The sequence below is a fragment of the Ferroplasma sp. Type II genome (genome assembly GCF_000496155.1).
In genome coordinates this window covers 1-22,467 of record NZ_KI542729.1, presented here as the reverse complement: position 1 = coordinate 22,467, position 22,467 = coordinate 1, and the positions used below count along the sequence as shown (strand labels likewise).

At 37.0% G+C, this 22,467-nt stretch carries 26 protein-coding genes; 13 read left to right on the top strand and 13 right to left on the bottom strand.

All coding sequences use genetic code 11. From position 1 onward, the window contains the following. Nucleotides 1–4 precede the first annotated feature (4 nt). Complete coding sequence (locus AMDU4_RS07755; RefSeq protein ID WP_021787431.1) at nucleotides 5–1,432, bottom strand: RtcB family protein; 1,428 nt, start codon at nucleotides 1,430–1,432, stop codon at nucleotides 5–7. 94 nt (nucleotides 1,433–1,526) lie between these two features. Here AMDU4_RS07755 and AMDU4_RS07750 point away from each other — a divergent pair, with 94 nt between their 5' ends. Genes AMDU4_RS07750 through AMDU4_RS07725 form a run of 6 tightly spaced genes read left to right on the top strand, consistent with a single transcriptional unit; the run spans nucleotide 1,527 to nucleotide 5,694 of the window. Beyond that, the gene (locus tag AMDU4_RS07750) at nucleotides 1,527–1,769 is read left to right on the top strand and encodes a hypothetical protein (RefSeq protein ID WP_021787430.1); all 243 of its coding nucleotides are present in this window, start codon (nucleotides 1,527–1,529) and stop codon (nucleotides 1,767–1,769) included. 48 nt (nucleotides 1,770–1,817) lie between these two features. Then, a complete protein-coding gene (locus AMDU4_RS07745; protein WP_021787429.1) occupies nucleotides 1,818–2,141 on the top strand; it encodes a hypothetical protein in 324 nt (107 codons plus the stop codon). After that, nucleotides 2,138–2,683, top strand: a complete 546-nt coding sequence (locus tag AMDU4_RS07740; protein ID WP_021787428.1) for a GNAT family N-acetyltransferase — start codon at nucleotides 2,138–2,140, stop codon at nucleotides 2,681–2,683. The genes AMDU4_RS07745 and AMDU4_RS07740 overlap by 4 nt, the downstream gene beginning before the upstream one ends. Nucleotides 2,684–2,723: 40 nt before the next feature. Then, nucleotides 2,724–3,740, top strand: coding sequence for a peptide ABC transporter permease (locus AMDU4_RS07735; protein ID WP_021787427.1), 1,017 nt, complete (start codon nucleotides 2,724–2,726; stop codon nucleotides 3,738–3,740). 6 nt (nucleotides 3,741–3,746) lie between these two features. Beyond that, a complete protein-coding gene (locus AMDU4_RS07730; RefSeq protein WP_290704611.1) occupies nucleotides 3,747–4,550 on the top strand; it encodes a hypothetical protein in 804 nt (267 codons plus the stop codon). Then, nucleotides 4,537–5,694 carry a hypothetical protein gene (locus AMDU4_RS07725; RefSeq protein WP_021787425.1) on the top strand — a complete coding sequence of 386 codons (1,158 nt, stop codon included), beginning with the start codon at nucleotides 4,537–4,539 and terminating at the stop codon, nucleotides 5,692–5,694. Before AMDU4_RS07730 ends, AMDU4_RS07725 begins: the two co-directional genes overlap by 14 nt. Nucleotides 5,695–5,697: 3 nt before the next feature. Here AMDU4_RS07725 and AMDU4_RS07720 read toward each other — a convergent pair whose 3' ends face one another. Beyond that, nucleotides 5,698–8,073: an ABC transporter substrate-binding protein gene (locus tag AMDU4_RS07720; RefSeq protein ID WP_021787424.1), complete on the bottom strand. Its 2,376-nt coding sequence runs from the start codon at nucleotides 8,071–8,073 to the stop codon at nucleotides 5,698–5,700. Between the two features lie 93 nt (nucleotides 8,074–8,166). Between AMDU4_RS07720 and AMDU4_RS07715 the strand changes: the two genes are divergently transcribed. Continuing rightward, on the top strand, nucleotides 8,167–9,249 hold the full coding sequence (locus tag AMDU4_RS07715) for a sugar phosphate nucleotidyltransferase (RefSeq protein ID WP_021787423.1): 1,083 nt from the start codon (nucleotides 8,167–8,169) through the stop codon (nucleotides 9,247–9,249). Here the strand turns inward: AMDU4_RS07715 and AMDU4_RS07710 are convergent. Together AMDU4_RS07710 and AMDU4_RS07705 are read right to left on the bottom strand one after the other, a co-directional pair. Then, nucleotides 9,230–9,595, bottom strand: coding sequence for a DUF131 domain-containing protein (locus tag AMDU4_RS07710; protein ID WP_290704608.1), 366 nt, complete (start codon nucleotides 9,593–9,595; stop codon nucleotides 9,230–9,232). The two genes, AMDU4_RS07715 and AMDU4_RS07710, sit on opposite strands and share 20 nt — an antisense overlap. A 57-nt stretch (nucleotides 9,596–9,652) precedes the next feature. Next, entirely contained in the window at nucleotides 9,653–10,537 is an 885-nt protein-coding gene (locus tag AMDU4_RS07705) for a coiled-coil protein (RefSeq protein ID WP_021787421.1), read from the bottom strand. Nucleotides 10,538–10,728: 191 nt separating this feature from the next. Here AMDU4_RS07705 and AMDU4_RS07700 point away from each other — a divergent pair, with 191 nt between their 5' ends. From AMDU4_RS07700 to AMDU4_RS07680, 5 genes are all read left to right on the top strand, one after another. After that, entirely contained in the window at nucleotides 10,729–11,754 is a 1,026-nt protein-coding gene (locus AMDU4_RS07700) for an aminotransferase class I/II-fold pyridoxal phosphate-dependent enzyme (protein ID WP_021787420.1), read from the top strand. After that, nucleotides 11,747–13,168: a cobyric acid synthase gene (locus AMDU4_RS07695; RefSeq protein WP_290704605.1), complete on the top strand. Its 1,422-nt coding sequence runs from the start codon at nucleotides 11,747–11,749 to the stop codon at nucleotides 13,166–13,168. Before AMDU4_RS07700 ends, AMDU4_RS07695 begins: the two co-directional genes overlap by 8 nt. Continuing rightward, nucleotides 13,165–13,356 carry a cobalamin biosynthesis protein gene (locus AMDU4_RS07690; RefSeq protein ID WP_021787418.1) on the top strand — a complete coding sequence of 64 codons (192 nt, stop codon included), beginning with the start codon at nucleotides 13,165–13,167 and terminating at the stop codon, nucleotides 13,354–13,356. The genes AMDU4_RS07695 and AMDU4_RS07690 overlap by 4 nt, the downstream gene beginning before the upstream one ends. Beyond that, on the top strand, nucleotides 13,332–14,120 hold the full coding sequence (locus AMDU4_RS07685) for a cobalamin biosynthesis protein (protein WP_021787417.1): 789 nt from the start codon (nucleotides 13,332–13,334) through the stop codon (nucleotides 14,118–14,120). Before AMDU4_RS07690 ends, AMDU4_RS07685 begins: the two co-directional genes overlap by 25 nt. 77 nt (nucleotides 14,121–14,197) lie before the next feature. After that, complete coding sequence (locus tag AMDU4_RS07680; protein WP_290704602.1) at nucleotides 14,198–15,208, top strand: nicotinate-nucleotide--dimethylbenzimidazole phosphoribosyltransferase; 1,011 nt, start codon at nucleotides 14,198–14,200, stop codon at nucleotides 15,206–15,208. Between the two features lie 187 nt (nucleotides 15,209–15,395). Here AMDU4_RS07680 and sppA read toward each other — a convergent pair whose 3' ends face one another. Then, nucleotides 15,396–16,127: a signal peptide peptidase SppA gene (gene sppA / locus AMDU4_RS07675; protein ID WP_021787415.1), complete on the bottom strand. Its 732-nt coding sequence runs from the start codon at nucleotides 16,125–16,127 to the stop codon at nucleotides 15,396–15,398. 16 nt (nucleotides 16,128–16,143) lie between these two features. Further along, a complete protein-coding gene (pyrF, locus tag AMDU4_RS07670) occupies nucleotides 16,144–16,779 on the bottom strand; it encodes an orotidine-5'-phosphate decarboxylase (protein WP_021787414.1) in 636 nt (211 codons plus the stop codon). Between the two features lie 74 nt (nucleotides 16,780–16,853). Between pyrF and pyrE the strand changes: the two genes are divergently transcribed. Further along, nucleotides 16,854–17,354: an orotate phosphoribosyltransferase gene (gene pyrE / locus AMDU4_RS07665; protein WP_021787413.1), complete on the top strand. Its 501-nt coding sequence runs from the start codon at nucleotides 16,854–16,856 to the stop codon at nucleotides 17,352–17,354. On the opposite strand, the gene AMDU4_RS07660 is transcribed toward pyrE, so the two are convergent. From AMDU4_RS07660 to iscB, 7 genes are read right to left on the bottom strand one after another with little or no spacing between them, the layout of a single operon-like run. Beyond that, nucleotides 17,349–18,005, bottom strand: a complete 657-nt coding sequence (locus tag AMDU4_RS07660; RefSeq protein ID WP_021787412.1) for a translation initiation factor IF-6 — start codon at nucleotides 18,003–18,005, stop codon at nucleotides 17,349–17,351. The genes pyrE and AMDU4_RS07660 overlap by 6 nt on opposite strands. A gap of 4 nt (nucleotides 18,006–18,009) precedes the next feature. Next, nucleotides 18,010–18,282, bottom strand: a complete 273-nt coding sequence (locus AMDU4_RS07655; RefSeq protein ID WP_021787411.1) for a 50S ribosomal protein L31e — start codon at nucleotides 18,280–18,282, stop codon at nucleotides 18,010–18,012. A 9-nt stretch (nucleotides 18,283–18,291) separates the two neighbouring features. Continuing rightward, nucleotides 18,292–18,447, bottom strand: a complete 156-nt coding sequence (locus tag AMDU4_RS07650; RefSeq protein WP_021787410.1) for a 50S ribosomal protein L39e — start codon at nucleotides 18,445–18,447, stop codon at nucleotides 18,292–18,294. A gap of 2 nt (nucleotides 18,448–18,449) precedes the next feature. After that, a complete protein-coding gene (locus tag AMDU4_RS07645) occupies nucleotides 18,450–18,791 on the bottom strand; it encodes a DNA-binding protein (RefSeq protein WP_021787409.1) in 342 nt (113 codons plus the stop codon). Nucleotides 18,792–18,839: 48 nt separating this feature from the next. Further along, nucleotides 18,840–19,292: a 30S ribosomal protein S19e gene (locus AMDU4_RS07640; RefSeq protein ID WP_021787408.1), complete on the bottom strand. Its 453-nt coding sequence runs from the start codon at nucleotides 19,290–19,292 to the stop codon at nucleotides 18,840–18,842. A gap of 21 nt (nucleotides 19,293–19,313) precedes the next feature. Then, nucleotides 19,314–20,906, bottom strand: coding sequence for a hypothetical protein (locus AMDU4_RS07635; protein ID WP_290704599.1), 1,593 nt, complete (start codon nucleotides 20,904–20,906; stop codon nucleotides 19,314–19,316). After that, nucleotides 20,907–22,322 (bottom strand): RNA-guided endonuclease IscB, encoded by a 1,416-nt coding sequence (gene iscB / locus AMDU4_RS07630; RefSeq protein WP_290704596.1) that lies wholly within the window; start codon nucleotides 22,320–22,322, stop codon nucleotides 20,907–20,909. Nucleotides 22,323–22,467 lie beyond the last annotated feature (145 nt).

Below are 22,467 nucleotides of genomic sequence, written 5' to 3'. Positions count from 1 at the left end.
ACTCTTATCCTTTCATAACAGCCACAGGAATAAGCTTTGCAACGGGTGCAGCTATTTTTGCACCATGGATTACCTTAACCACATCATCAATGTTTTTATAACTTTCAGGTGATTCCTCTATGATAGCTTTTTTTGTTGTTGCGCGGAGATATATGCCCCGTGACCTTAATTCCATTTCCACGCCATCCTGTGTAAACTGCTCGTTTGCCCTTTTTCTGCTTAGAACCCTTCCGGCTCCATGGCAGGAACTGGAAAATGTAATATCTTCATTTCCTGGAAGCCCTACCATCACATAGGAAGGCCCAGCCATGTTTCCAGGGATTATGACTGGATGCCCGGTATCGTTAAAATACCCGCCACAAACATGTGCTGGTAGAGCACGGGTAGCACCCTTCCTGTGGACAACTAATTTTCTCCTGGAACCATCTACAACATGCGTCTCCACCTTTGCCATGTTATGTGTAAGGCTATATAGTGTTTCTATCCCCATATTTTCAAAGTCTGTTCCGAATATTTTTTCGAATGCTTTTCTGATTTTATATGTAATGATCTGCCTGTTCACAAACCCAAAATTCGCTGCAGCATTCATGGCATTCATATAATCCTCACCAGTTCTGCTATGTATATATGCCGATATGAGCTGTCTGTCATCATCACTTTTTATACTGTCACTTTCTTCATTAAGCCGCATTAAATAATCTGTGGCAACCTGGTGTCCAAGTCCTCTGGAGCCTGTATGTACCATTATGGCAAGGTTATTTTTGTTTTTTATGCCGAATTTTTTTGCCTTGATGCCATCCATTATTTGATCAATACGGTCGATTTCAAGGAAATGGTTTCCGGCACCAAGTGTTCCAAGCTCATTTTTTCCCCTTTTTATGGCCTTATCGCTCACACTTGAAATATTTGATGGCATACTGCCATTTTCCTCTGTCCGTTCCATATCATGTTTGGTTGCATAGCCTTTGTTATATGCCCATTCAATACCGGATGCCATGATTTCATTTTCATCTTCGGTGGTGATCTGGAAGCTGGATTTATTATCTATTCCAGCAGGCACAGATTTATATATTTCATCTAAGAGTATGCTTATTTTGTCTTTTGCCTCACCATAATCTATGTCTGTGACTATCAGTGATACACCACAATTTATATCATATCCAACACCGCCTGGAGATATTATGCCATTATCGTAATCAAATGCGGCAACACCTCCTATGGGAAATCCATAGCCCAGATGTATATCTGGCATTGCCATTGAACTTTTTACTATACCCGGCAAAGATGCCACATGCATTACCTGTTTTAGAGGTTCATCATCAGTAAAGTTCCTAAGCAGATCCTCGTTTATATAAATTGTACCGGGAACCTTCATATTGCCGGTCATGGGAATTTCATACTGATATTCATTAATTTTTTTGATCTGCAACATATGTTCCAAATTACATGGTTATGCATAATTGTTTTCCTGTGTGATTACCCATAAATAAGAAAAATTAATAAAATAATAAAGTAATAAGGGCTAAATGGTAAAAGTTTTTGACATAAACAGCTTTGAGGAGCGGAAACAATTTGAAATAAAACTCCAGATTGCACTACTCAATAACACATTAAAAATTAAGGCCAATTCAAAAAATCCGGAAAAATACGATGAGTATATTGGGGAACGGATTGAGAAAATACGTAATTTACTTGACACCACTGCAAAATTTACTATTACAGACGGGGATAAAGTTCTCTACAGTTCAGAAATTATAAAAAATTCCTGAATTGGATTGTTTTAAAAAACAATATATAACTCATTGTTATTTATTATCATGAATGATTACTCAATTTTTAAGGAAATCAGGGAAGATATAGAAACTCTGGAGCGGCACATGACGATCATAAAGACTTTGCTTATGGAACAACCACTGGGTATTATAAAAATGTCACAGCAAACAGGGATTCCAGAGCATAAAATCAGGTATTCTTTGAGAATACTGGAACATGAGGGAATTATAGAGGCCTCAAGGGAGGGCGCAATTTTAACATCAGACTTCCTTGGCAATAAGGACCAGATACTTAAAGCCGCAAAAGAGAGTTCCGAAAGCATAGAAAACATATACAGGGAGCTAAAGAACATTCTGGAGTCATCATGATGTTAAAGAGAACCAGGTCCGAAGGGAACTATGCAATAAGGAGGGGCGTTCCTGCAGATGCTAGAGGAATCATAGAATGCATGCAGAGCGTTATGGATGAAAAAATATATCTTGTAAGTGAATATTATTTATTGACTGAAAGGGGTGAGCAGGAAAGGCTCAAAAATAAGGATGATCTGACACTTGTCTGCGAAGTAAATGGAAAAATTGTTGGTGTAACTACAATTCAGAGAGGCATGTACAGAAAAAACAGGCATACAGCATCCCTTGGAATTGCCGTAAAAAGGGATTACAGACATATGCATATTGGTACCAGAATGATAGGAGAGGCAATTTCATGGTCAAAACAACAGGGGATTGATAAAATAAACCTGGAAGTTTTTTCCAGTAATGTCGACGCAATAAAGGCTTACAGAAAGCTGGGATTTCAGTATGAGGGTGTGAGAAAAAGGCAGTTTCTCATCGGTGATCAGTACGTTGACGATGTGCTTATGACATATTTCACTTCTGCATGGAATGATGACAGGACATTTGGTGTCTGACATAAAGATTTAAATTTATCCTTTTTATTAGCAATATATAATGCGTGGGTCAAGAATCATAAATATTTTCATAAAATACTTTCTTATATTCATAGGTTTAACCATATTTTTATTTCTGGCCTATAAATTTGTTCCAGAAAATATATTAAAAAATGATTTCCCCGGCAGTTCCATAAATGTACTTGGCTTAAATGAAAATGATTTTTTCCAGTATTTTTATTTTCTATATGCTTTGATTACATGTAAAGTCGGATACGTAAATACCTTATTCTATTCTGGAAGTGTCAGAAGTTCCATATCCCTGATCCTTCCAGAAACCATTGTATTTCTGGTTATTACATTCCCTATTTCCTATATTATTTCATATATTATAGGGTTCTACTCCGGAACTGCATTCAGGATAATAGGGAGGTTGAGCATGAATATATTTCCACTGCTATTTCTCTACCTTGTATCAGGGCTCACACTTCTTACAGTTTTTTCGGGCGTACTGGGATGGCTTCCATTCAGTGGTATATTATCGGGAAGAGCTATTATAGTAAACAACTGGGTTTCCTACACCGGTAATGGGATATTCGTAACAACTCCAACGAATATAATCGTTATCGACAGCATTATACACCATTCCACTGGAACTTTGCTCGATTATTTGAAGCATATGGCACTGCCATTTATGGCGCTGGTTATACCTACTACCATATACCTGAGTGTATATATAAGCCATGAAACCTCCGTTGAATATAACAGAAGCTATATGAGGGCAGGAATCACAAGGGATGCTTTCAGAGATAATTATATACTATACATAAAAAGGGGGATCCGCCCGAGGATTCTTAATGAGCTTAAACCTGTATTCCTTATATTCGTGGGTGGGATGGTTCTTACAAGTTTCATATTTTCATATATGAATCTTGGTGAATTTGCTGTATATTCCTTTCTGAATTATGATTTTGGATTTATGGGCGGATTGTACAGTTTATTTATACTGTCTATTATAATTATTATATTTGATTTGATCATAGACATAATTAATGTGGAGGCAAGGCATGAAAATTAATTCCAGGTGCATATTTATAGTATAAGTTCCGGCGTTATTGCACTGTATTTGCTTGCATTTGTTCTGGATCTTGTATACCCACAGTACATGGGTGTCCACAGTCTTTCCAGCCTTCTGGTTTTCAGGAGAGGTACAGGCATCATACCTGCTCCACCCTCATTTACCGGTGGCTGGAAAATGTATATGGGAACTACATATGAAAGCATATTATTATTTCCTGCCCTTCTTGGATCACTGAAATTTGATTTTACAATAATGCTGGCATCACTGGTAATTTCTGCCTCAATGGGAATTGCAATAGGTTACTCAGCTGCCGCTATTGGGAAGGGCTATAAAAAATTAATAATATATGTGACAAAAATTGCCACAAGTGCACCATATATACTGGTTATGCTCCTGGTTCTCTATATAGCAAGGGGAACAGAAACGGGAATCATCATTGCAATTTCCATCGGCTGGTTTCCATTCTATGTGATGAGAGCTCTGGATATTTTTGACTCATGGTTCAGAAAAGGAAAAATTTATGATTATAAAAAGTTATTATTCAGCTTCACACCATATTTCATCACAGATCTGGGCGCCATAACCGGCGTAGTTACAATAATAACATATTTCGGATTCTACTTCCGCAACCCCTTTGTTTTGGATATAGGCAATATCATGAACCTTGGTGGAAATGTCAGCACCTACCTGTTTTCTGGAGTGTGGTGGATTATAATATTTCCCTTAGTTTTTATTACAGTATTTATTGGTTTCACAGCTCTTTTAAGCTATGAGCTAAACGGAGGCCTGGACAATGCAGCAAGCTGAAAATAATTTGAAAAATAGCCTGCTTTCATTCATTGATTTTGGAGTGGAATCTGGTGAAAGTACAGTAATAAACCATTTAAATCTCGAGCTCAGAGGAAACTGTGATGTACTCATACATTCCAGAAACAAAAACATTTCCATAATTTCCGGACTGTTTGTTTTTAACATATTCAATGATATTAAATTATCAGGAAAGCTGTATCATAATGGAACAGATATAGTAGAACTGATTAATAAAATAAGGAAATTCAGAATTAATGGAAACAGAATAGGAATGACGGCACACCTGATGGGGGACATATTTTCTATTCCATCCAATCCCACCGACCTTTTTGACCCGGAAATAAAGGTATCCAACCAGGTACTTGATTTTATACCCTACCAGGCAAGGATAGAAATCCTTAATGCAATAATAAGGAGGGAAATGATTAAGCTTACTGAGATAAGGGATATTATAAGGGATTTCGATGCTGCACATGATAAAATGGCCTATACAATAACAACATCAATGAATTTTGGCGTTCTACATGTCAACGGTGAAATGTATAAAATCCTTATTTCTGGGTCTGCAGACAGAGAAAATTTGCTGGCATCCCTCATAATAGGTGAAAAAACAGGGGTGAATCTAGCTGATATAGTTATGCTGAGGGATTATTACAGATACAGACTTAATTATGACAGCCTCACAGGAGAGATATATAAAGCGAATATAGAAAGAAGGCATGATGCAGAAACACATAAAATGCAAAAATCCATGAAAAAAATGGGAAAAAAGGATTTTGACTTTATGGGATTCAGAATTGCAAGACCTTATAGTGAAGGCATATTGAAAAAGGAGATTCTGAAAATTATTAAAAACTATGCGAATCTAACTGGCATCACATATATAGAGGGATCCTATGAAAATTTTCCAGCAGATATCCCAGTTTTAGAACTGTACAAGCTTATGATATCCATTGCATTCATTACAGGTAAAAATATTTTGGTTATTGACCTTTCCATTTATCCCGCACAGGTCAAGGAAATTGCAGAATATGCCAAACGGCTCAAAACTTTGCAGAATATGGCATGCCTTTATTTATGCACGGATGAATATGTTGCCAGAAACAGAGACAAAATATTTGATAAAGTAGTTAATTTATGAGTATTACAGTGAGAGACGATTGAAAAAAATAATTCCCCGGGAGCTGATGGCATTATTATCGGAGGTTATATAATTTTGCATATAAAGTTTCATGCCTATGGTCCTGGATGCATTGATATACATATACATGCTATCCAGAAGTGATTTTGTTTCCAGAATATTGGTTTTATTGTACATCATAGAAAGTTTGGATATATTTGCATTCAGATGTGCCATTATTATGGACTGGTTCTTATTACTGATATTAAACTGGTAATAACTGAATCCATTATTGTATGCATGAGTGTAATTCATAGTGTTCCCAAGATAATTGTAATAGATGGATGAATTCATACTTGCTAGGATTGGCTTTTCGTATAAGGGCATAGGGTTCATGCCCGAATTTTCATATTCATTTATGAAAGACATGGGCTCACTTACAATAGGGAAACTGGAGCTATTGCCTATCATAGCAGTAAGGTTGTGGTCGAAAATAGACAGATTTGAACCGCCAACCAGTGGTTCTGTAAATATTGGTATCACAAGGGACTTGCCATGATATTTTGCAGAACCAGTAAGGTTAAATTTCTTTTGATCAGTGGAATTATTAATAAATGAATGCCATAACTGCTTGGCGAGAGTCAGATTATGCCCGGGATATGCCTCCCAGAATGCCTCCCTGACAGTTATATTTGAGAAAATATCTGGTGGGAAATTTATATAGTCCACATATTTCCCGAGAAGGGTAATATTCACGTTGGAATTAAAATAATAAATGACTGAAAGATTATATGAATAATTATATGGCATAACAGTTTTAAGATATGAGGTATACGGATACGTATCAGGAAAAACAGCAAGTTGGGATGTGTTGAGCCTCAAGTCCTGATATATGGATGATATCTGGCCCTTGTATGATATGGTAACTGAATTTATTGTAGGAACGCTGTTGTTTGCAGTGCCAACAAAATATGGATTCCTGATTAATGTTATATATCTTCCTGGGGTATAGGAAGCTATCTCATATGGACCATTAGAAATGGCAGTGGGCATAGTGTATGTATTATTGCTCTGCTCAAAATATTTAAAACCGGAGGATGACCATGTTATATTTTCTCCATGCAGTGTTAAATACGATGCTGATGATATAAATGCCCCGGGAGAAGAGAGAATGTTAAAAACTGTGCCAGGTTGAAGATTCTGGCTAAAATTCAGCGTGACGGTTTGTGTTGTATTGTTATAGGTTATGGCATTCATTATATTTGAATAATTATTTGTATCATGGTAATTCCCAGGAAGGAGATACTGGGCCAGAACCCATCCGGGAGTCTGTGGTTCCTTATTTTCCAGCATAAGATCCATTACAAGTGAATAATAAACATCATATGCGGTCACTGGATTCCCATTCTGGAATTTAATTCTGTTATTTATGTGAAAAGTATAACTGTTGCCATTTATTCCATTTCCGTGAGATGGAAGTGATGATGCTATTTCCGGATAATACCCGGAACTGCTTCTTCCAACCAGAAACTGTTCAATGTTGTAAAGTATTTCCAGATCCGATCCGGTATAAGCTTCCTGGGGATTAAGATTGGCATAGGGTGTAAGGCTATCTAAAACTATGGAATCACTTATGGTATTAATATAAATTTTTCCACTGGGATTTACAGGTATGTCCATGTAATAATATGTTGTGTAATTTTTCCCTGTACCATTACCTGTGATAGTTGAGAGTTTGAGTGTATAATATCCCCCATAAACAGTCAGTTTGTCAGTATTATTAGATGAATATATGCTATCCAGGCTCCCATTTTTATAAATATAAAGTGTCTGGTTTAATATCCTAAATGTTGAATTTGCAGGAGAACTGGAGTTTCCGATACTTATATCGGCAGTTGTATTCCCCTGCAGTATGTTGGAGTTGGGTATCACTGGCTGTTTTGTTGTACTCAGAATAGCCAGCATCCCGTTTGCAGTCCTGTTGCCGGCACTGGAACTTTCAACGTAAACTGGGATATATGTATTGAATTGCCGGGTCCCAGAGCTGAAATTTGCCATATAATGTATATAGTAAACACCAGGGCTAATGTATGTATGTGATATTGCAACCATATCCTGCGTATAATTTAGGGTTGTTTTATTGTTGTCCCCCCAGAAAATTGTCAGTGTCTTATATGGTTCATTCGCCTTTAATAAAATAGTGTAATTGCTCCCGGCCTGAATATAGTTCGGGGCAGTATCCACAGAAATATCCGGTGCTGGTTTTTCCGGGTGGAGGATTGAGAGAAGGGAAAGTGAAGATAAAAGCAGAATTAGAACTATTATAACAGCATACCATTTTTTCCTTGTGGATCGTGGTTTTTTTGGGTAAGTTTCGGGGTCTGGCATGCTGGAATTCATAGCAGGGTTATCAAGAATGAAATAATTAAGTTTTTCTAGGTTACAATGCCTTATAAATACAAAACAATATAAAGAACGGTATTATCTAATTCTATGACTGTAAAGGCTGTCGTTATGGCCGGAGGTAAGGGAACTAGACTCAGGCCCATAACATATTCTATTCCGAAACCAGTGGTTCCCATAGCTGGCAAACCGTGCATGCTGTATTTGCTGGACTCTTATTACAGTGCCGGCATAAAAGATGTTATAGTGACCACAGGTTATAAGTTCAGCTCACTTATAACCAGCATAATAGAGAACAGGCATAATGACCAGGCTATACTATTCTCTGTGGAAAAGGAACCTGCTGGCACTGCTGGAAGTGTGAAAATGGTATCAAATTTCATAGATGATACCTTCATTGTGGGAAGTGGTGATATACTATCGGACTTTGATATTTCTGAGATCCTGGATTTCCATAAAAAAAATAAGGCCATGATAACAATTGTACTGACTGAGGTGGAGGATCCCAGGCAATTCGGGATAGTGGAAATGGAGAACGATAGAATTGTACGATTTCTGGAAAAACCGGAGAAGGACCAGACATTTTCCCGTATAGCAAGTACAGGAATATACGTTCTAGAGCCTGAAGTTCTGGATTATATCAAAACAATACCATATGACTTCGCCAATGACCTTTTCCCTGAACTTATGAAAAACAATATAGACATTTATGGCTATATGGGCAAGGGTGTGTGGCTTGATACTGGCATGCCCAATGACCTGATAACGGCAAATCAGATTATGGTGGAAAAATACGGCAAATCCAATGATGAGGATTTTATTGGGGGAAAGAATATAATACTGGACATGGCAGGAATTCATAATGCCAGAGTGGAAAAATGCTATATAGGAAAAAACATAAAAGCCGGAGATGGTGTTCAAATTAAAAATTCTGCAGTGTATGATAATGCAGTGCTTGAAAATAATGTGGAAATAACCAATTCACTGTTGATGAGCAACGTGACTGTGAGGTCAAATACCAAAATTAAAAATTCAGTAATTATGAGAAACTGCGTAATAGGTGAGGATTCGGAAATTGTGGAGAGTATAATAGCACCGGATATGGATTTACGTGGGAAATCAAGAATATACAACGTTTCCCTGGCATCAAAGGTTATAGAAGATGAAATGTAATTACCAGATATATTGCTATAATTGAAATTGCAATGGCAATTGATATATAAATCAACCTACGATCGTTCCCAAATATAATAGGAATAGGGCCAATCATGAGAAAGCCTCCAACGTGTGATTCCTTCTTACCGTCTTCCTGTTCGTATTCTCTATGGTATTCGTGATACATTTCGTCCGGATTATCATACTTTTTATTCAACTCTGACGGAAATGATATGAATAATAGTATTATGCCAGAGAAAATCAGCATGAATGGAATTATGGCCAGCGGGCTACTGCTTATGACAAATGGAAAAAACAGGAATAAACCTGCCTCAATAAATCCTTCAATTGCAAGAACAATCAAAATTACGAATCCTGATAAAATTAAAAATATTCCTGCATGACGGGTATTCATATAAGATTAAAGGAAACCAGCCTTCTGCAAAATCAGAAGGTCTTCTGTGGTGAGTTGTTCACCAGACTTGAATTTCTCATAAAGTTCTGAAGCCTTCTCCTGGAGCTCTGATTCTCTTTCCTTTTTCTTTGTAACTTTTGTTTTGTTCCTGATTGAGTATATGGCCTTTTCCATATCCTTGAGTTCACCCTTGGCTTTTATGAAAGCTGCATGCTCGGCTTCTGATTCCTGGCTATACTTAATAAAGGTTTCATGATTTTCATCTGCCTCTTTACGGACTTCATCAAGTTTTTGGAGTTCATCATTGATCTCATCACTAAGCTGTGAGATTTTATTGGATAATTCTTCTATCTCTTTTTTATATTCTTCACCTTTGGTTCTTTCTTCATTAATCTTGTCAGTAAGCTGTTTTATATCATCATTTTTAAGAAGTTCTTCTTCCCTAAGTGTTTTTGATTTTTTTATTTCATTATTCAATCTTCTTATATCAACAATAAGTTTATTTTCCTCATCCTTTTTGAGTTCAGTTGTCTGCTGCCTTTTCTCAAGATACTGCAATTCTTTTTCCTTAGCCTTGATATCCTTAATGTCTATCCCGGTTCCAAGGGTTGATTTATATTCACGCAGTTGCTTTTTCAATTCAGAAAGGTTTTTGTAATGAACTTCTTTTTCATCCCTTAACGTTTTAATTTTTTCAATCAAATCATTCTTTTCAGCGATCTTTTCCTTAGCGTGTTCACGCATTTCGTGGGTCTTCTGATTCAACTCGTCACGAATCTTTGCATATTTCTGCGCTTCCGCATTGGCTTCGTCTCGCTTTTTAATGTGGAGTTCTACTTCATCTCTGATTGCCTCTTTTTTTGTCTCAAAATCTTCCAAAAGGTCCGTCATGCTAACACTTCGATATCTTATTTCAGATATTGCGACAGAATTAATAAAATTCTGATTCGCACATCTCTGGTTGAAAATTGTATTTAAAAAGACTATATAAGTATTACTGTTAAGCAACAATTACAACAATTTTATAATTCTATTGCTTTTGATTTGATATAAAATTATATAATAAATTATCATAAACAAAAATGCATGGTGGCGATATATACGACTTTGCCATAAATAACAATACAACCATATCGGAAGTACTTGACTTTTCGGCGAATATGAATGATTTTATCCGTGTAAAAAATCTGATGCTGAAAAAGGAATATATAGAAAATTATCCAGAGAATGATTTATCCAAATATAAAAAGATCCTTGCATGTGATGAGTTTAACTCTGATAATATTGCCATAGTTCCAGGACTCACACCATTTATACATTCCTTTATGGGTTCCATTAAGGGTAATGTGATTATAGTTTCTCCTGCATTTACAGAATATATGAAATCTAAAACAAATGGCAAAAGAATACTGATCCCCTTTAATATATTAAACAGGAACCCGGAGATTTTAAAAAATTACGATTACGAAACCTTGTTCCTGGTTTATCCAGATAGTCCCACAGGACAAATTATGAACAGTAATAGCCTTTTATCAATATTGGAGATTTCAATGGAAAAAAATTCAACGGTATTTATAGACGAATCTTTCATATGGTTCGTTAATGACAGGAAAATAAATGAGCGGGATTTGATTGAAAAATACCATAATATAATAATAGGAAGGTCTATGACAAAGGTGTTGTCTATTCCAGGACTTCGGCTTGCCTATATAGTGTCTAATCCTGACAGAATATCCATTATTGAAAATAACCTTGAGCCGTGGAGGATAAATGAAGCGGCACTTTTATATATTTCCAGCCACGTGGAAGATCTAAGCCATATTGCAAAAAAAACTGAGGTTGAAAGAAAATATCTTATAAAATCGCTTGCAAATAAAGGCTTTAATATTATAGGCAATCCACAGGCAAATTATATAACATTTAAACTGCCAAAAAATATTGACGGATACAAACTTAAGGCATATCTGGCAGGCAGAAATATAATGGTGAGAATTTTGGATGATTATAGTGAATTTGGCAGCAATTATATAAGAGTTAATGTGAAAAGAAGAATAAAAAACAGAATTTTGATTAATGCCTTATACTATTATGGTGATACACATGATTAGAATGATTCAGGTTCTTGGAACTGCATCAGATTCTGGAAAAAGCACACTGGCCATGTCTTTATGCTATTATTTTGCTGAAAAGGGATACAAAGTTGCACCGTTCAAGGCAGTAAATATGTCTTTAAATTCCATATCATTAAAGGACTCTTCTGAAATCTCAAGAGCCCAATGGCTCCAGGCCATGGCAGCGGGCACAGAGCCATCAAAATTCATGAATCCGTTCCTGATAAAACCTGAGGGGATGGGGAAATCCCAAATTATAGTCAAGGGAAAATCCATAGGTTCCATGAAGGTAGAGGAATATTACGAATATCTTAAAAATAATGCTGAGGTTATAATAAAGGAGGCCCTTGAGAAACTTTCAACCGAATATGAAATTATAATAGCTGAGGGTGCTGGTTCTGCTGCAGAAATCAATATGGAAGGCAGGGATTTTGCAAATTCATATGTTTCAAGTATATATAGAACTCCTGCAATTTTAATTTCGGATATTGATAAGGGTGGAGTTTTTGCCTCACTTTACGGTACGGTAAAATTGATGACCAACAGTGACCTGGTAAAATATATGGTGATAAACAGAATGAGGGGCAATTGGGAAATGCTGTCCAGTGGCATATCAAAACTGGAAGAATTAACGGGCAAAAAAGTAATAGGTATAATACCATATTCAGAGATTTCCCTTCCTGGAGAAGATTCATTGAACTATAATATCTCATCCATACAGAATGATAGAATCTGCATAATAAAATACCCACATATGGAAAATTACAGTGATTTTGACCCCTTCTACCTGCTAAATATCGGGTTTACATTTGTGGACAAAGACAATGTTGATGCACTTGACCGATGTGATATTATAATAATGCCTGGATCGAAACTTGTTGCAGAAGACCTGCATTATATGGAGAAATATGGAATCGCAAGTAAATTGATAGCACTTCAGGAAAGCAAAACTATAGTAGGCATCTGTGGGGGATATCAAATGCTTGGCAGGAGGATAGTGGACAGAAACAATGTAGAATCCAGGGAAGGAGAAACAAGATGCCTGGGGATACTGGATATGGAAACTGAATTTTTGGATAAAAAAATTACAGGAAGTGTAAATTATGTATTAAATGAAAAGATTTTTTCAGGGAAAATTTCCGGGGAAGGATACGAGATACATTATGGAAAAACAGTAAAAAACATGGAACTCCCATTTGCCTATATTGATGTGGAACCGGAAGGGTCGGCACGGGGAAATATATTTGGTACAAATATACATGGAATATTCGAGAACAGAGAATTTTTAGGTAATTTGCTCCACAGGGAACTGAGTGATTACAGACAGGAACTGATCAAAAATGTAGGTATAACTTCAAAACTGTTCACAGACAATATTGACATGAAACTTATAGAAAGCCTGATAACATGATTAGCCTGCTTGCATTGGCCATAATTATTTTATTATTGGCTATTGTTTTTGACGTTCTCATGGGAGAGCCCCCTGATATTATCCATCCTGTAGTTTTCATGGGAATTACCATATCAAAACTTAAACCGCGGTTTATGGGAAAAGAAAATAAAATAGCAAGGGGATGCCTGCTCCTTATTTCAATCTAATTATAAATACCGTTCCAGTGCTTGCTGTGCTTTACATATTATATATATCAGGAAGCACAATATTACTCATACTTTTCATATTAATCTATGCCTATTTCCTGAAAAGTACTTTCTCCATCAGGGGAATGGGCACGCACATAAATAGAATTATAGGTGCCATGGAAAATAATGACATGGATTCGGCTAAAAAGTATACATCAATGGTTGTTCGTAGAAGTACGGATAAAATGGATTCACACCATATAGCCTCTGCAGCCATAGAAACAATAGCAGAGGGATTCGTGGACGGGTACCTTACTCCCCTATTTTTTTATGCGTTTTTTGGCCTGGCTGGTGCAATGGTAGCAAAGGTGGTTAATACCATGGATTCCAATGTGGCATATAGAGATAATACACACTATGAATTCGGAAGATGTACTGCAATAGGGGATTCGATTACAAACTTTGTGAGTTCCAGGATGGCCCCGGTAATTTTCAGGATTAGCGCGTTCATTCTTGGGATTAAATATATAAAAACAAGAATAGCTAATACTACTGATAGCTTAAATGCTGGCTATAGTATGGGTGCCATGGCAGAAATACTGGGAATTAAACTTGAGAAATCCGGGGAATACATAATTAATTCTGAAGCAAATTATCCAGATGTTAGAAATATAAAGGATGCACTGAAAATATACTATGCCTCTTCCCTTTTATCTATTTTTATTTTTGTTATTCCAGTTATGGTGGTTTTATTTGTCCTTCATTTATTTATTGTACTATAAAATCCAGTGAAATATGTTTTTGTAAATCTAAAAATGATTTCAGCACAAGTATTATAATGTCACGGCAATCATATTTCATGGAAATAGTAGAGGGAAATAGTATTTATAATAAAATTAGAGACAGGAATGACATACTTTATATTTTACTTGGAGGAACCACAAATGTTTCAACTATTCCGGGAATATCTGCGGCCGGGGCATCGCCTGAGCTTACTAAATTAACACCTGTGCTGGATTCTGAAATAATTTTGGCTGGGAAGTGCATAAGCTATGATGTTGTTCCAATGACCGAGGAAGGTATTCCTACACCATCAATAATAACCAGAGGTGCGAATGAAATCTCAGGTATAGATACCATGATTATTGATTCGGGATTTGTACAGGACCCTGCAATTCCATTTATAAAAACTGGACTGGGGGCTGCCCGTGATGGATCAAAAGAAAAGGCACTGCCAGGTTATGAAAGCGCACTGGCATACGGTAGTTATCTAGGAGCTCTCATAGACAATAAATATAAGTTTATCTTTATAGGAGAGAGTGTCCCTGGAGGTACCACAACAGCCTATACAGTTCTTTCTTCAATTGGAATAAAGGAAATGACCAGCAGTTCCATGAAAACCTCGCCAGACGGCTTAAAAGAGGCTTATGCTAACAAAGCGTTCCTCAGAAAAGCAAGATCAGAGAATTACAGTGAAAATATATCAGAATTCGGAGATTACATGATGGCTATGGCACTGGGAATAAGCAAATCTGTGAAGAAATCCACTCTATTTTATGCCGGTGGAACCCAGATGGCAACGGTTTTCTATCTGGATAGCGTAATAAATAATCCTGTTAACAGATATGTGTTTACAACAGGTTATATAATGAAGGATAAGGAAAAACTAATGAAAACACTAGTTAAATCGAAAATAGTATATGCAAATATGAATTTTTCTGGAATTGATGGATTAAAATATTATGATGATGGTTACGTGAAAGAGGGAACAGGATTCGGTGCCGCTTTCGGAATTTCATACCTCCTTGATAACAATACAGAAAAAATATACAGCAATATCAAAAGGGTATACAGATCATTCCTGAAATGAGTGATTGTAATCTCAGTACAATATATTTTGGCTATTACCAGTTAAAGGAGATATCAGGTTATGGTTTCACTCAACCATTTTAATACCACCAATGAAAGTTATCATCTTCCCCATGCTTGAACTTAGTGGGTGCAATTTTATACCATCTATACAGTTCACAAGGGCTTTGTGGATTGTTTTTATTGCTTCATCGCGAAAAAGATTCTATAAAATTATTCATTGTTTCCAGGGACATTGACATAATTCTTGATATGAAAGGTCTCTTTGGAGTCAAATTTTTTATGGCTTTGATGCCTATTTTTGATTTAAATAGATCAGATACCGTATCCAGATCCCCTATTCCATCTATCAGCCCTGCTTCCTTTGCCTGTTCAGAGGAGAATACAAGTCCATTTGCAACGTTTTCCATGGCTTCTTCTGTCAGGTTCCTCCTTTTTTTCACCTCATCCCGAAATGCGGAATAAACATCTTTCATAATGCCGGAATATATTTTATTTTCTTCATCTGTCATTGCCCTGAATGGGGAATTAATATCCTTGTATTTCCCCACTTTGTTTATCCTTATTTTTATGCCCAGTGCATCCAGGAACTCTGAAAAATCTGGTGACATGCTTATAACGCCTATGGACCCAACGATCGATGTGCGCATCGCAAATATTTTTTCTGCCGAGCATGCAAGCCAGTAGGCACCCGATGCGCCAACACCTTCTATAAGCGCATAAACAGGTTTTTTATCTGATATTTTTATTAACTGGTTATACAGTATCTCCGTTGAATTCGCATCCCCTCCGCCAGAATTTATTATAAGAAGCAGTGCTCTGACCTTATTTTTCCGCTCTATATGCCTTAATACGGGCATATATAAGTTTAGCGATCCCCTGTTTATTGTACCATTAAAATTTAAAACACCAATATACATAGCTTAATATGAAATACTATTTATTTAATTTATTGTTAATATCCCGGGCGAAATTGCTCAGGGCTTCCCCTGGATCTGGAGAATTATATATTGACCTGCCTATAATTACATAGTCAGACCCAAGGATCATCGCATCTACTATATTACCGCCCTGTGCACCTACACCGGGAGATATTATCTTCAATCCACCTGCCAGTTCCTTGACCTTTTTAAGATAGTATGGCCTGTTCCCAGGTGCAACAAGGCCGTATACACCGGCATCCTTTGATATCTGTACCAGTTCCTCTGTAATATTGTCAAGATATGATTCCTGGGACATTGACACTACGGAAAATACCTTCATGTTCCCGGCACTTTTGACCACAGCCTTCAATGAATTTAGGCCAGTAAAGGAGTGGCTGATAATTCCATATCCCCCGTATTCCCTGACTTTGTCAGTGATCAGGCTTACTGTATTGTCTATATCTGCAAGTTTGAAATCACATATTATATTGGAATACTTAGATAAATCTCGCACTATTTTTATACCGTTTTCCAGAATTGCAGGCCAGTTAACCTTGATTGCAAAAACCTTATCACCAACCTTTTTGGCAAGTTCCATTGCAATATTGTAATCATAAACATCAAGTGCAAATATAATCTTATTATCCATTATCACACATATATCAGGGGTATATAATAAATATGCCAGGCATAGAATTAAATAAATACTTTTAATCAAGAGGCATGGATCGTGAAAAATTCATTAAATCCGGTATGATAAAATTCGGCGATTTTACTCTGACATCAGGAAAGAAATCAACTTATTATGTGGATATAAAAGAAGCCTGTACTGACCCGGAAATCTTATCCGAAATTTGCGATGAACTGGTAGATAAAACCAGATATAACTCCATTGCAGGAATGGAACTGGGTGCAGTGCCATTGATAGTGGGTGTTTCATTAAAAACGAATAAACCATATATTATAATAAGGAAGAGTGAGAGAGAACATGGAACAAAAAAGCGCATTATTGGAAATGTAACTCCAGGAAGTAAAATAGATCTCATAGAAGACGTTGTTACAACAGGGAATTCTCTACTAAAAACAGCAGTGATACTCAGAGAAAATGGTGCGATAGTTGACCATGCCATATGTGTTGTTGACAGAGAATCCGGTGGATATGAACTTTTGAAAGAAAATGGGATCATGCTGGAATCGGTGGCAAAGATCTCAGAACTGTTATGAAAATGTATCGTCTATTCTACCAAGTTCAATTGATGTTGTAGCATTCCCGACCATTATGCCATTGCAGTTTACTAGAATTGATGCTCCTATGTAATAACTTCCATAGTTGGCGGTTCCGGTTTTAACCGGTAAGTGGAAGATATCGCCCAGGTTTTTTATCTCATCCTCAGTGGCTTCAGGGGACACAAGCATTCCTTTATTATTAAGTACTGCAACACTTCCAACTGTCTTAACGCCGGCGATGGTTGATTTTATTACTTCAACGCCCAGGGCATCGGCTATCGCTTTCTCAGATGATTCTGTAAATGAGGGATGTATTATGGCAGCCCGGTCACTGGTTATGATATTATTTCCAATGGCGTTGAGTCGCTCCTTTAAAAAAACCAGCCTCCTGTCTCCTATATCTACCCCAGAAAAATCATCCTTGCTGGAAAGCCCAGATACAACTATTCCATTGGAATTGAAGACAAGCATAGTTCCAACGAGGCTGAAATTATCCACTATTATGCCAGCTGTTTTTACCTTTAAGGTTTCCTCTATGGATAACCTGGTTTCATCTGGTATATTTCTTGGTACAAAGGCAAAATCGTTGAATACCTTCGCAAATACTCCTATAAAATCACTGTCAAAAATAGATAATTTTCTAATCATAATATTACGGGAGAATTATTTCAGTTGTGCCATCTTCCAGTTTAATGATCTTTAGGCTTATCTTTGTAGGTATATGTTCTCTCCCTCTATCCCATATTAATTCATTTACCTTATTGTCGATCCATATCATGTTTTTTTCGGATTTTGTATATTTTGAAACAGCATCCTTGATGATACTTATAGCCGTGTCAGCCCTCCTGCGCCTAGATGATGCCCTTGCGCCTCTTAGAGACACTGTTATTAGTTCCTCTGTTGATAATTCATTATTTTCTACCATTTTTAACACCTATAGTTTTAAGTTGGACCTTCTCCAGTTCTTCCTTTTTGGATTCTGTGTCATTTTTCTATCTGTCCTCAACATTACCCATCCAGGAACTCTCCTATTCGAATTTACATGTTTCATTAATCTAATTTTTTTGCCAAGCGGCTTGTTTTTGCTCATGTTTATCTCCTCTCTATTCTTGTTTCCCTTTTGCTACCTATCAATCTCGAAAGTATACCCTTTAATTCTTCGTCGCCTATAACCCTGTTGATTCTTCCCATTCCTGCTAACTGTATTAACTGATTTTCAACATTGCTCACAAGGTCGGGTCTTACCAGTTTTAATGTGCTCAGGCGTTCACGTGCCTCAGTGGATAATATTTGCCTCAGGATCTGCTGCCGTCTTGCTTCTTCCTGTTCAATCTGTTTTCTGTTTTCGTCACCCATTTCACCCTGCTGGGCATTTCTCTGCATTTCCTCGAGTTTTCTTTTCCTTATATTATTTAACTCGTCATCGTTATCCATTCACAACACCATGCTTAGACATTAATACAATATTCATAAGATTTTTTATTAAAGGTATTTCTCAAAAACCTTATCCTTTTCAGCAAGGTTTTTCATGACTTCCTTTGCAGCCTTATCCAGTATGGATTGGCCAGCAGGTGTGAGTGACCTTCCTGTTTTTATGTCTTTCTTTAAATATCCAAGTGCCTCAAGTGACTGCAGTATATTTCTTATTATAAACCTGCTTCCCTGAACAGGGTGGTATCTTTTTGTGCCTCTGTCCTGGCGGCTGCCATATTCCTGGCTTAATCTTGATATCCCAATATTGGTATTTAGATAAACCTTTCTCATAACAGAAGCCAGTCTTGTGTAATACCAGTCATCCTGTATCCATGCGCGCTCCTTTCCGATACCGTCCTTAAGGTAATTCACCCAGTCCGGTATCTCAACATTTTTCTCTTTAAATTCTGATGCAAGCTTATTTAACAATAAATCTGCGGGAACTTCCTTAACATCTACCATATTATCACGATGCAGGTTTATTTATAAACTATTTATAACATTTTCGTTATTTTTAAAAATTTTTGGTTTTGTAAACAAATATAACATCAGTATAATATTTACAATAAGATCAGTATAAACATAATAATTTATGTTGCGGAACAGCAAAAATGAAAGTCCCAGTGCTGAAGAAATTGATATCCCCAGTATTACTAAGGATAAAATAAATATGAACAGCATCGGATAGGTGCCAAATGAATAATAGTTAAGATTTGACGTTCCGGGTGGAAGTTTTTTTAGCAGACGGTTTATGTTTACAATGAGTATCACATAGAATAATATTATGGCATCAACCAGTTCAAAAAAATAGATAATTAAAAGCTTATGGCTGATAACTATAGTTACAATGATGAATGCTACAGCTATAATTGAAAATATAATCAACCCAAATATGCTCTTGTAAAATGCTATGGATTGCTTTTTCACTGGCAATGAATTGAGAATTTCTATACCCTTGCCCTCCACAACAAGCAGGAATATTGAATAGAAGGATGATACAAATTCCACCAGGTAAAGCATGGAAAAAAATGGTGATTTAAAACCATCTCCAACGCCTAAGCCCACAAAAAATGGGATAACAAAGAGTACGGGGAGGAATATATATGATAGGTTTTGAGGTTTTCGGAATGTACTTTTTGCATCTTTCTTAAGGAATGCCCTAAGCATATTGGTGGTTCTCATTTTTGAATATATTTTCTCGCTTGATACATTCTCCTCGGAGGTCATGAGAATGTTGTATATTTTGTACCTGATAGAGAAATATATGAGAACCAGTATGGCCAGGAACAACAGTGATAGGAGGATTTCCAGTATCCTGTAAAATAATGGAAGATTATAATTCAGATACACAATATACTCAAGATTTATGGGGAAGGCAAACACCCTTACATAATAGGGGAGCGCTGCTATTGCACTGCTTACATATCCAAAGTATGAGGGGTCTTCAAGCAATAGGTAAAATGCGCCAAGAAAAAGGAAAAGCATGAGAATTTTAATTACGTTTTTAATTGATGAGTGTGTTTTTGCCTTTTTTTCCGAATAAATGAAGAGGAGAGATGATATAATAAAACTGAGCAGTAGAATAAGAAAGGCGTAGACTATGGCAAGGAATATAGTTTCATAGTCATGGGTAAGAAGGTAAAAGAATATGGCAGATGGAAAAACAACAAAAATATATGAAGATGAATTATAAATGAACCATGATACAAATGGAACGTTGACATTTACCTTAATGGGTATTGATTTTAGTGGAGACATAATATTGTTGTTATATACAGAGTTGAGGAAAACTATTGAATTGTATATGCCCATCATGAATAGATATAAAAACACAATAAGCCCGAACGATGCCAGCATTGTTGTTTCCTTTGCCGCAAAATAAACAGAATCAAGAAGAACAAATATCATTGTAAAAAGCACGGCATTTGCTATATAACTCATAAATACAGTTCTTGTAAAATATGACTTTTTATTGCCTGAATTTATAGTTCTTTGAAATTTCGGCGTATCCTTTAGAGCAAGGTACCGCTGTTCAACCATTATCAATTTGCTCAAAAACAAAGTCTGATTTTTCATCTAACTACCCCCCAAGGAGACCCCATGCGTTAGCGTGGGGGGAATTGGGACCCCAAACTGTATTGACTTGCAGTATCTTACCAACTTTACCTTCTTTACGTTAACATCCATCTTCTTTTCTCCATTCCTTATTATTACATAATTTCCATAACTATGAACCCCAACAGCGCCGTATCTGCTCTCCCCGAATTCCACTACATCACCGGGTTGTAAGGGGTATCTTTTCCTTCTTATTGATGGCATGAATCCCTTTTTGTTAATTTGAAGGGAACGGTTATTTCTCCGTCTCTGTGTTGCATTGAAAACAGTGGATCTTACCTGCATGTTTCCTCCAGCAATCACAAATGCATCGTTGGCATGGCTCTTATCCAGCCCAAGAGAAATGCGGTTCTTCCTTGTGATGTACCCGAATGTGTATGCTGCTTCCGTAAGCTGGGCGAGCTTCCACCGTACAATATTCATGAAAGCTGAATTTTTTAATGGTATCAGTGCCCTCTTTCTCACTTCAGGATATCCGAATTCTTCCGCAGTGAGGTTGTTCTTCTTCTGATTACAGTCATGGCATGAGATGGCAAGGTTGTCTACGGTATCTGGACCATTCCTTGATCGGAGTGTGAGATGTTCTATTTCCAGCGGTATGTTTGTCTTTCCACAGTACACACACTTTCTATGGAACTTCTCAAGGAGGTATTCCCTGATCTCATATCCCTGAAGTTCTCCCTGCTGGTACTCTATTCCACTTATCTCAGGGTTCTTCATCTTCTGCTGATCGAATGAAGCAACCTCAATAATAATATCGGATATTGGAAGTATTTTTTTAAGTTTCTCAATCAGTCTTATGTGAGTCTGTAGTTTGTGATCTATGCTAGGTGCAAACCATCCCCCCCTGTTGTTCCACCGGTTCATGAACCGTGGTTGCCTGTACCACAGCCTGTTTCTCCTGCCTCTGCGATACATGGATTTCTCCACGTTCAGTTTTGGCATGGCAGTTCTTATGACAGCTTCTCCTGATACCAGCTCTCTCTTTTCTGTTACTGCAGAGAATCCAATGTGCTTGTATCCCGCATCAATTCCCAATGTTACTGGTTGCTTTGTCTCTCCGGTTGCATATAGAAGTTGTATAGTGAATGGATTTGAGAATGCAACCTTTGCTTTTTTTCCCTTTAATAATTTTCGTGCCTTTCCTGGTGTTGTCGGCATTAAAGGTTCGTTGCGCATGTTTATGACGGGAACCCTCAGGTCCTGTCCAGTCATGCCTGACTGTAGGTCCACATCGGGGTTGTTAGAAGGGGTTTTTAAACCATGCACACTGAGAGTTTCCTCTCTGTTTAATGCATGATCACAGTTGCCACGGACTTGTGGAGCATCCGTAGGTGTGTATGTATTTCTCCAATCTAACTTCTGCCTTTCTTTCATGTTTTTCACCATGTTTTCAAAGCCCCCTAATCAACTCTTGCGATGCCCCTCACGGAACAAGCCCCTTCCGTCAGGGAGGGGTAGTTGACTTAATAGATTCCCTCAAAGAATCAAGCAGGTTATCAAGATCTTCATCTCCAGTAAG

What these genes read in the sequence shown, in the direction of transcription:
- AMDU4_RS07645 (WP_021787409.1), bottom strand. Translation starts at nt 18,791, where the DNA reads ATGGATAACGATGACGAGTTAAATAATATAAGGAAAAGAAAACTCGAG.
- iscB (WP_290704596.1), bottom strand. Translation starts at nt 22,322, where the DNA reads ATGAAAGAAAGGCAGAAGTTAGATTGGAGAAATACATACACACCTACG.
- AMDU4_RS07725 (WP_021787425.1), top strand. Translation starts at nt 4,537, where the DNA reads ATGCAGCAAGCTGAAAATAATTTGAAAAATAGCCTGCTTTCATTCATT.
- AMDU4_RS07650 (WP_021787410.1), bottom strand. Translation starts at nt 18,447, where the DNA reads ATGAGCAAAAACAAGCCGCTTGGCAAAAAAATTAGATTAATGAAACAT.
- AMDU4_RS07745 (WP_021787429.1), top strand. Translation starts at nt 1,818, where the DNA reads ATGAATGATTACTCAATTTTTAAGGAAATCAGGGAAGATATAGAAACT.
- AMDU4_RS07660 (WP_021787412.1), bottom strand. Translation starts at nt 18,005, where the DNA reads ATGATTAGAAAATTATCTATTTTTGACAGTGATTTTATAGGAGTATTT.
- AMDU4_RS07750 (WP_021787430.1), top strand. Translation starts at nt 1,527, where the DNA reads ATGGTAAAAGTTTTTGACATAAACAGCTTTGAGGAGCGGAAACAATTT.
- AMDU4_RS07680 (WP_290704602.1), top strand. Translation starts at nt 14,198, where the DNA reads ATGGAAATAGTAGAGGGAAATAGTATTTATAATAAAATTAGAGACAGG.
- AMDU4_RS07740 (WP_021787428.1), top strand. Translation starts at nt 2,138, where the DNA reads ATGATGTTAAAGAGAACCAGGTCCGAAGGGAACTATGCAATAAGGAGG.
- AMDU4_RS07685 (WP_021787417.1), top strand. Translation starts at nt 13,332, where the DNA reads ATGCCTGCTCCTTATTTCAATCTAATTATAAATACCGTTCCAGTGCTT.
- AMDU4_RS07640 (WP_021787408.1), bottom strand. Translation starts at nt 19,292, where the DNA reads ATGGTAGATGTTAAGGAAGTTCCCGCAGATTTATTGTTAAATAAGCTT.
- AMDU4_RS07720 (WP_021787424.1), bottom strand. Translation starts at nt 8,073, where the DNA reads ATGAATTCCAGCATGCCAGACCCCGAAACTTACCCAAAAAAACCACGA.
- AMDU4_RS07715 (WP_021787423.1), top strand. Translation starts at nt 8,167, where the DNA reads ATGACTGTAAAGGCTGTCGTTATGGCCGGAGGTAAGGGAACTAGACTC.
- AMDU4_RS07700 (WP_021787420.1), top strand. Translation starts at nt 10,729, where the DNA reads ATGCATGGTGGCGATATATACGACTTTGCCATAAATAACAATACAACC.
- pyrE (WP_021787413.1), top strand. Translation starts at nt 16,854, where the DNA reads ATGGATCGTGAAAAATTCATTAAATCCGGTATGATAAAATTCGGCGAT.
- AMDU4_RS07635 (WP_290704599.1), bottom strand. Translation starts at nt 20,906, where the DNA reads ATGAAAAATCAGACTTTGTTTTTGAGCAAATTGATAATGGTTGAACAG.
- AMDU4_RS07735 (WP_021787427.1), top strand. Translation starts at nt 2,724, where the DNA reads ATGCGTGGGTCAAGAATCATAAATATTTTCATAAAATACTTTCTTATA.
- AMDU4_RS07755 (WP_021787431.1), bottom strand. Translation starts at nt 1,432, where the DNA reads ATGTTGCAGATCAAAAAAATTAATGAATATCAGTATGAAATTCCCATG.
- AMDU4_RS07690 (WP_021787418.1), top strand. Translation starts at nt 13,165, where the DNA reads ATGATTAGCCTGCTTGCATTGGCCATAATTATTTTATTATTGGCTATT.
- AMDU4_RS07655 (WP_021787411.1), bottom strand. Translation starts at nt 18,282, where the DNA reads ATGGTAGAAAATAATGAATTATCAACAGAGGAACTAATAACAGTGTCT.
- sppA (WP_021787415.1), bottom strand. Translation starts at nt 16,127, where the DNA reads ATGTATATTGGTGTTTTAAATTTTAATGGTACAATAAACAGGGGATCG.
- AMDU4_RS07695 (WP_290704605.1), top strand. Translation starts at nt 11,747, where the DNA reads ATGATTAGAATGATTCAGGTTCTTGGAACTGCATCAGATTCTGGAAAA.
- AMDU4_RS07705 (WP_021787421.1), bottom strand. Translation starts at nt 10,537, where the DNA reads ATGACGGACCTTTTGGAAGATTTTGAGACAAAAAAAGAGGCAATCAGA.
- pyrF (WP_021787414.1), bottom strand. Translation starts at nt 16,779, where the DNA reads ATGGATAATAAGATTATATTTGCACTTGATGTTTATGATTACAATATT.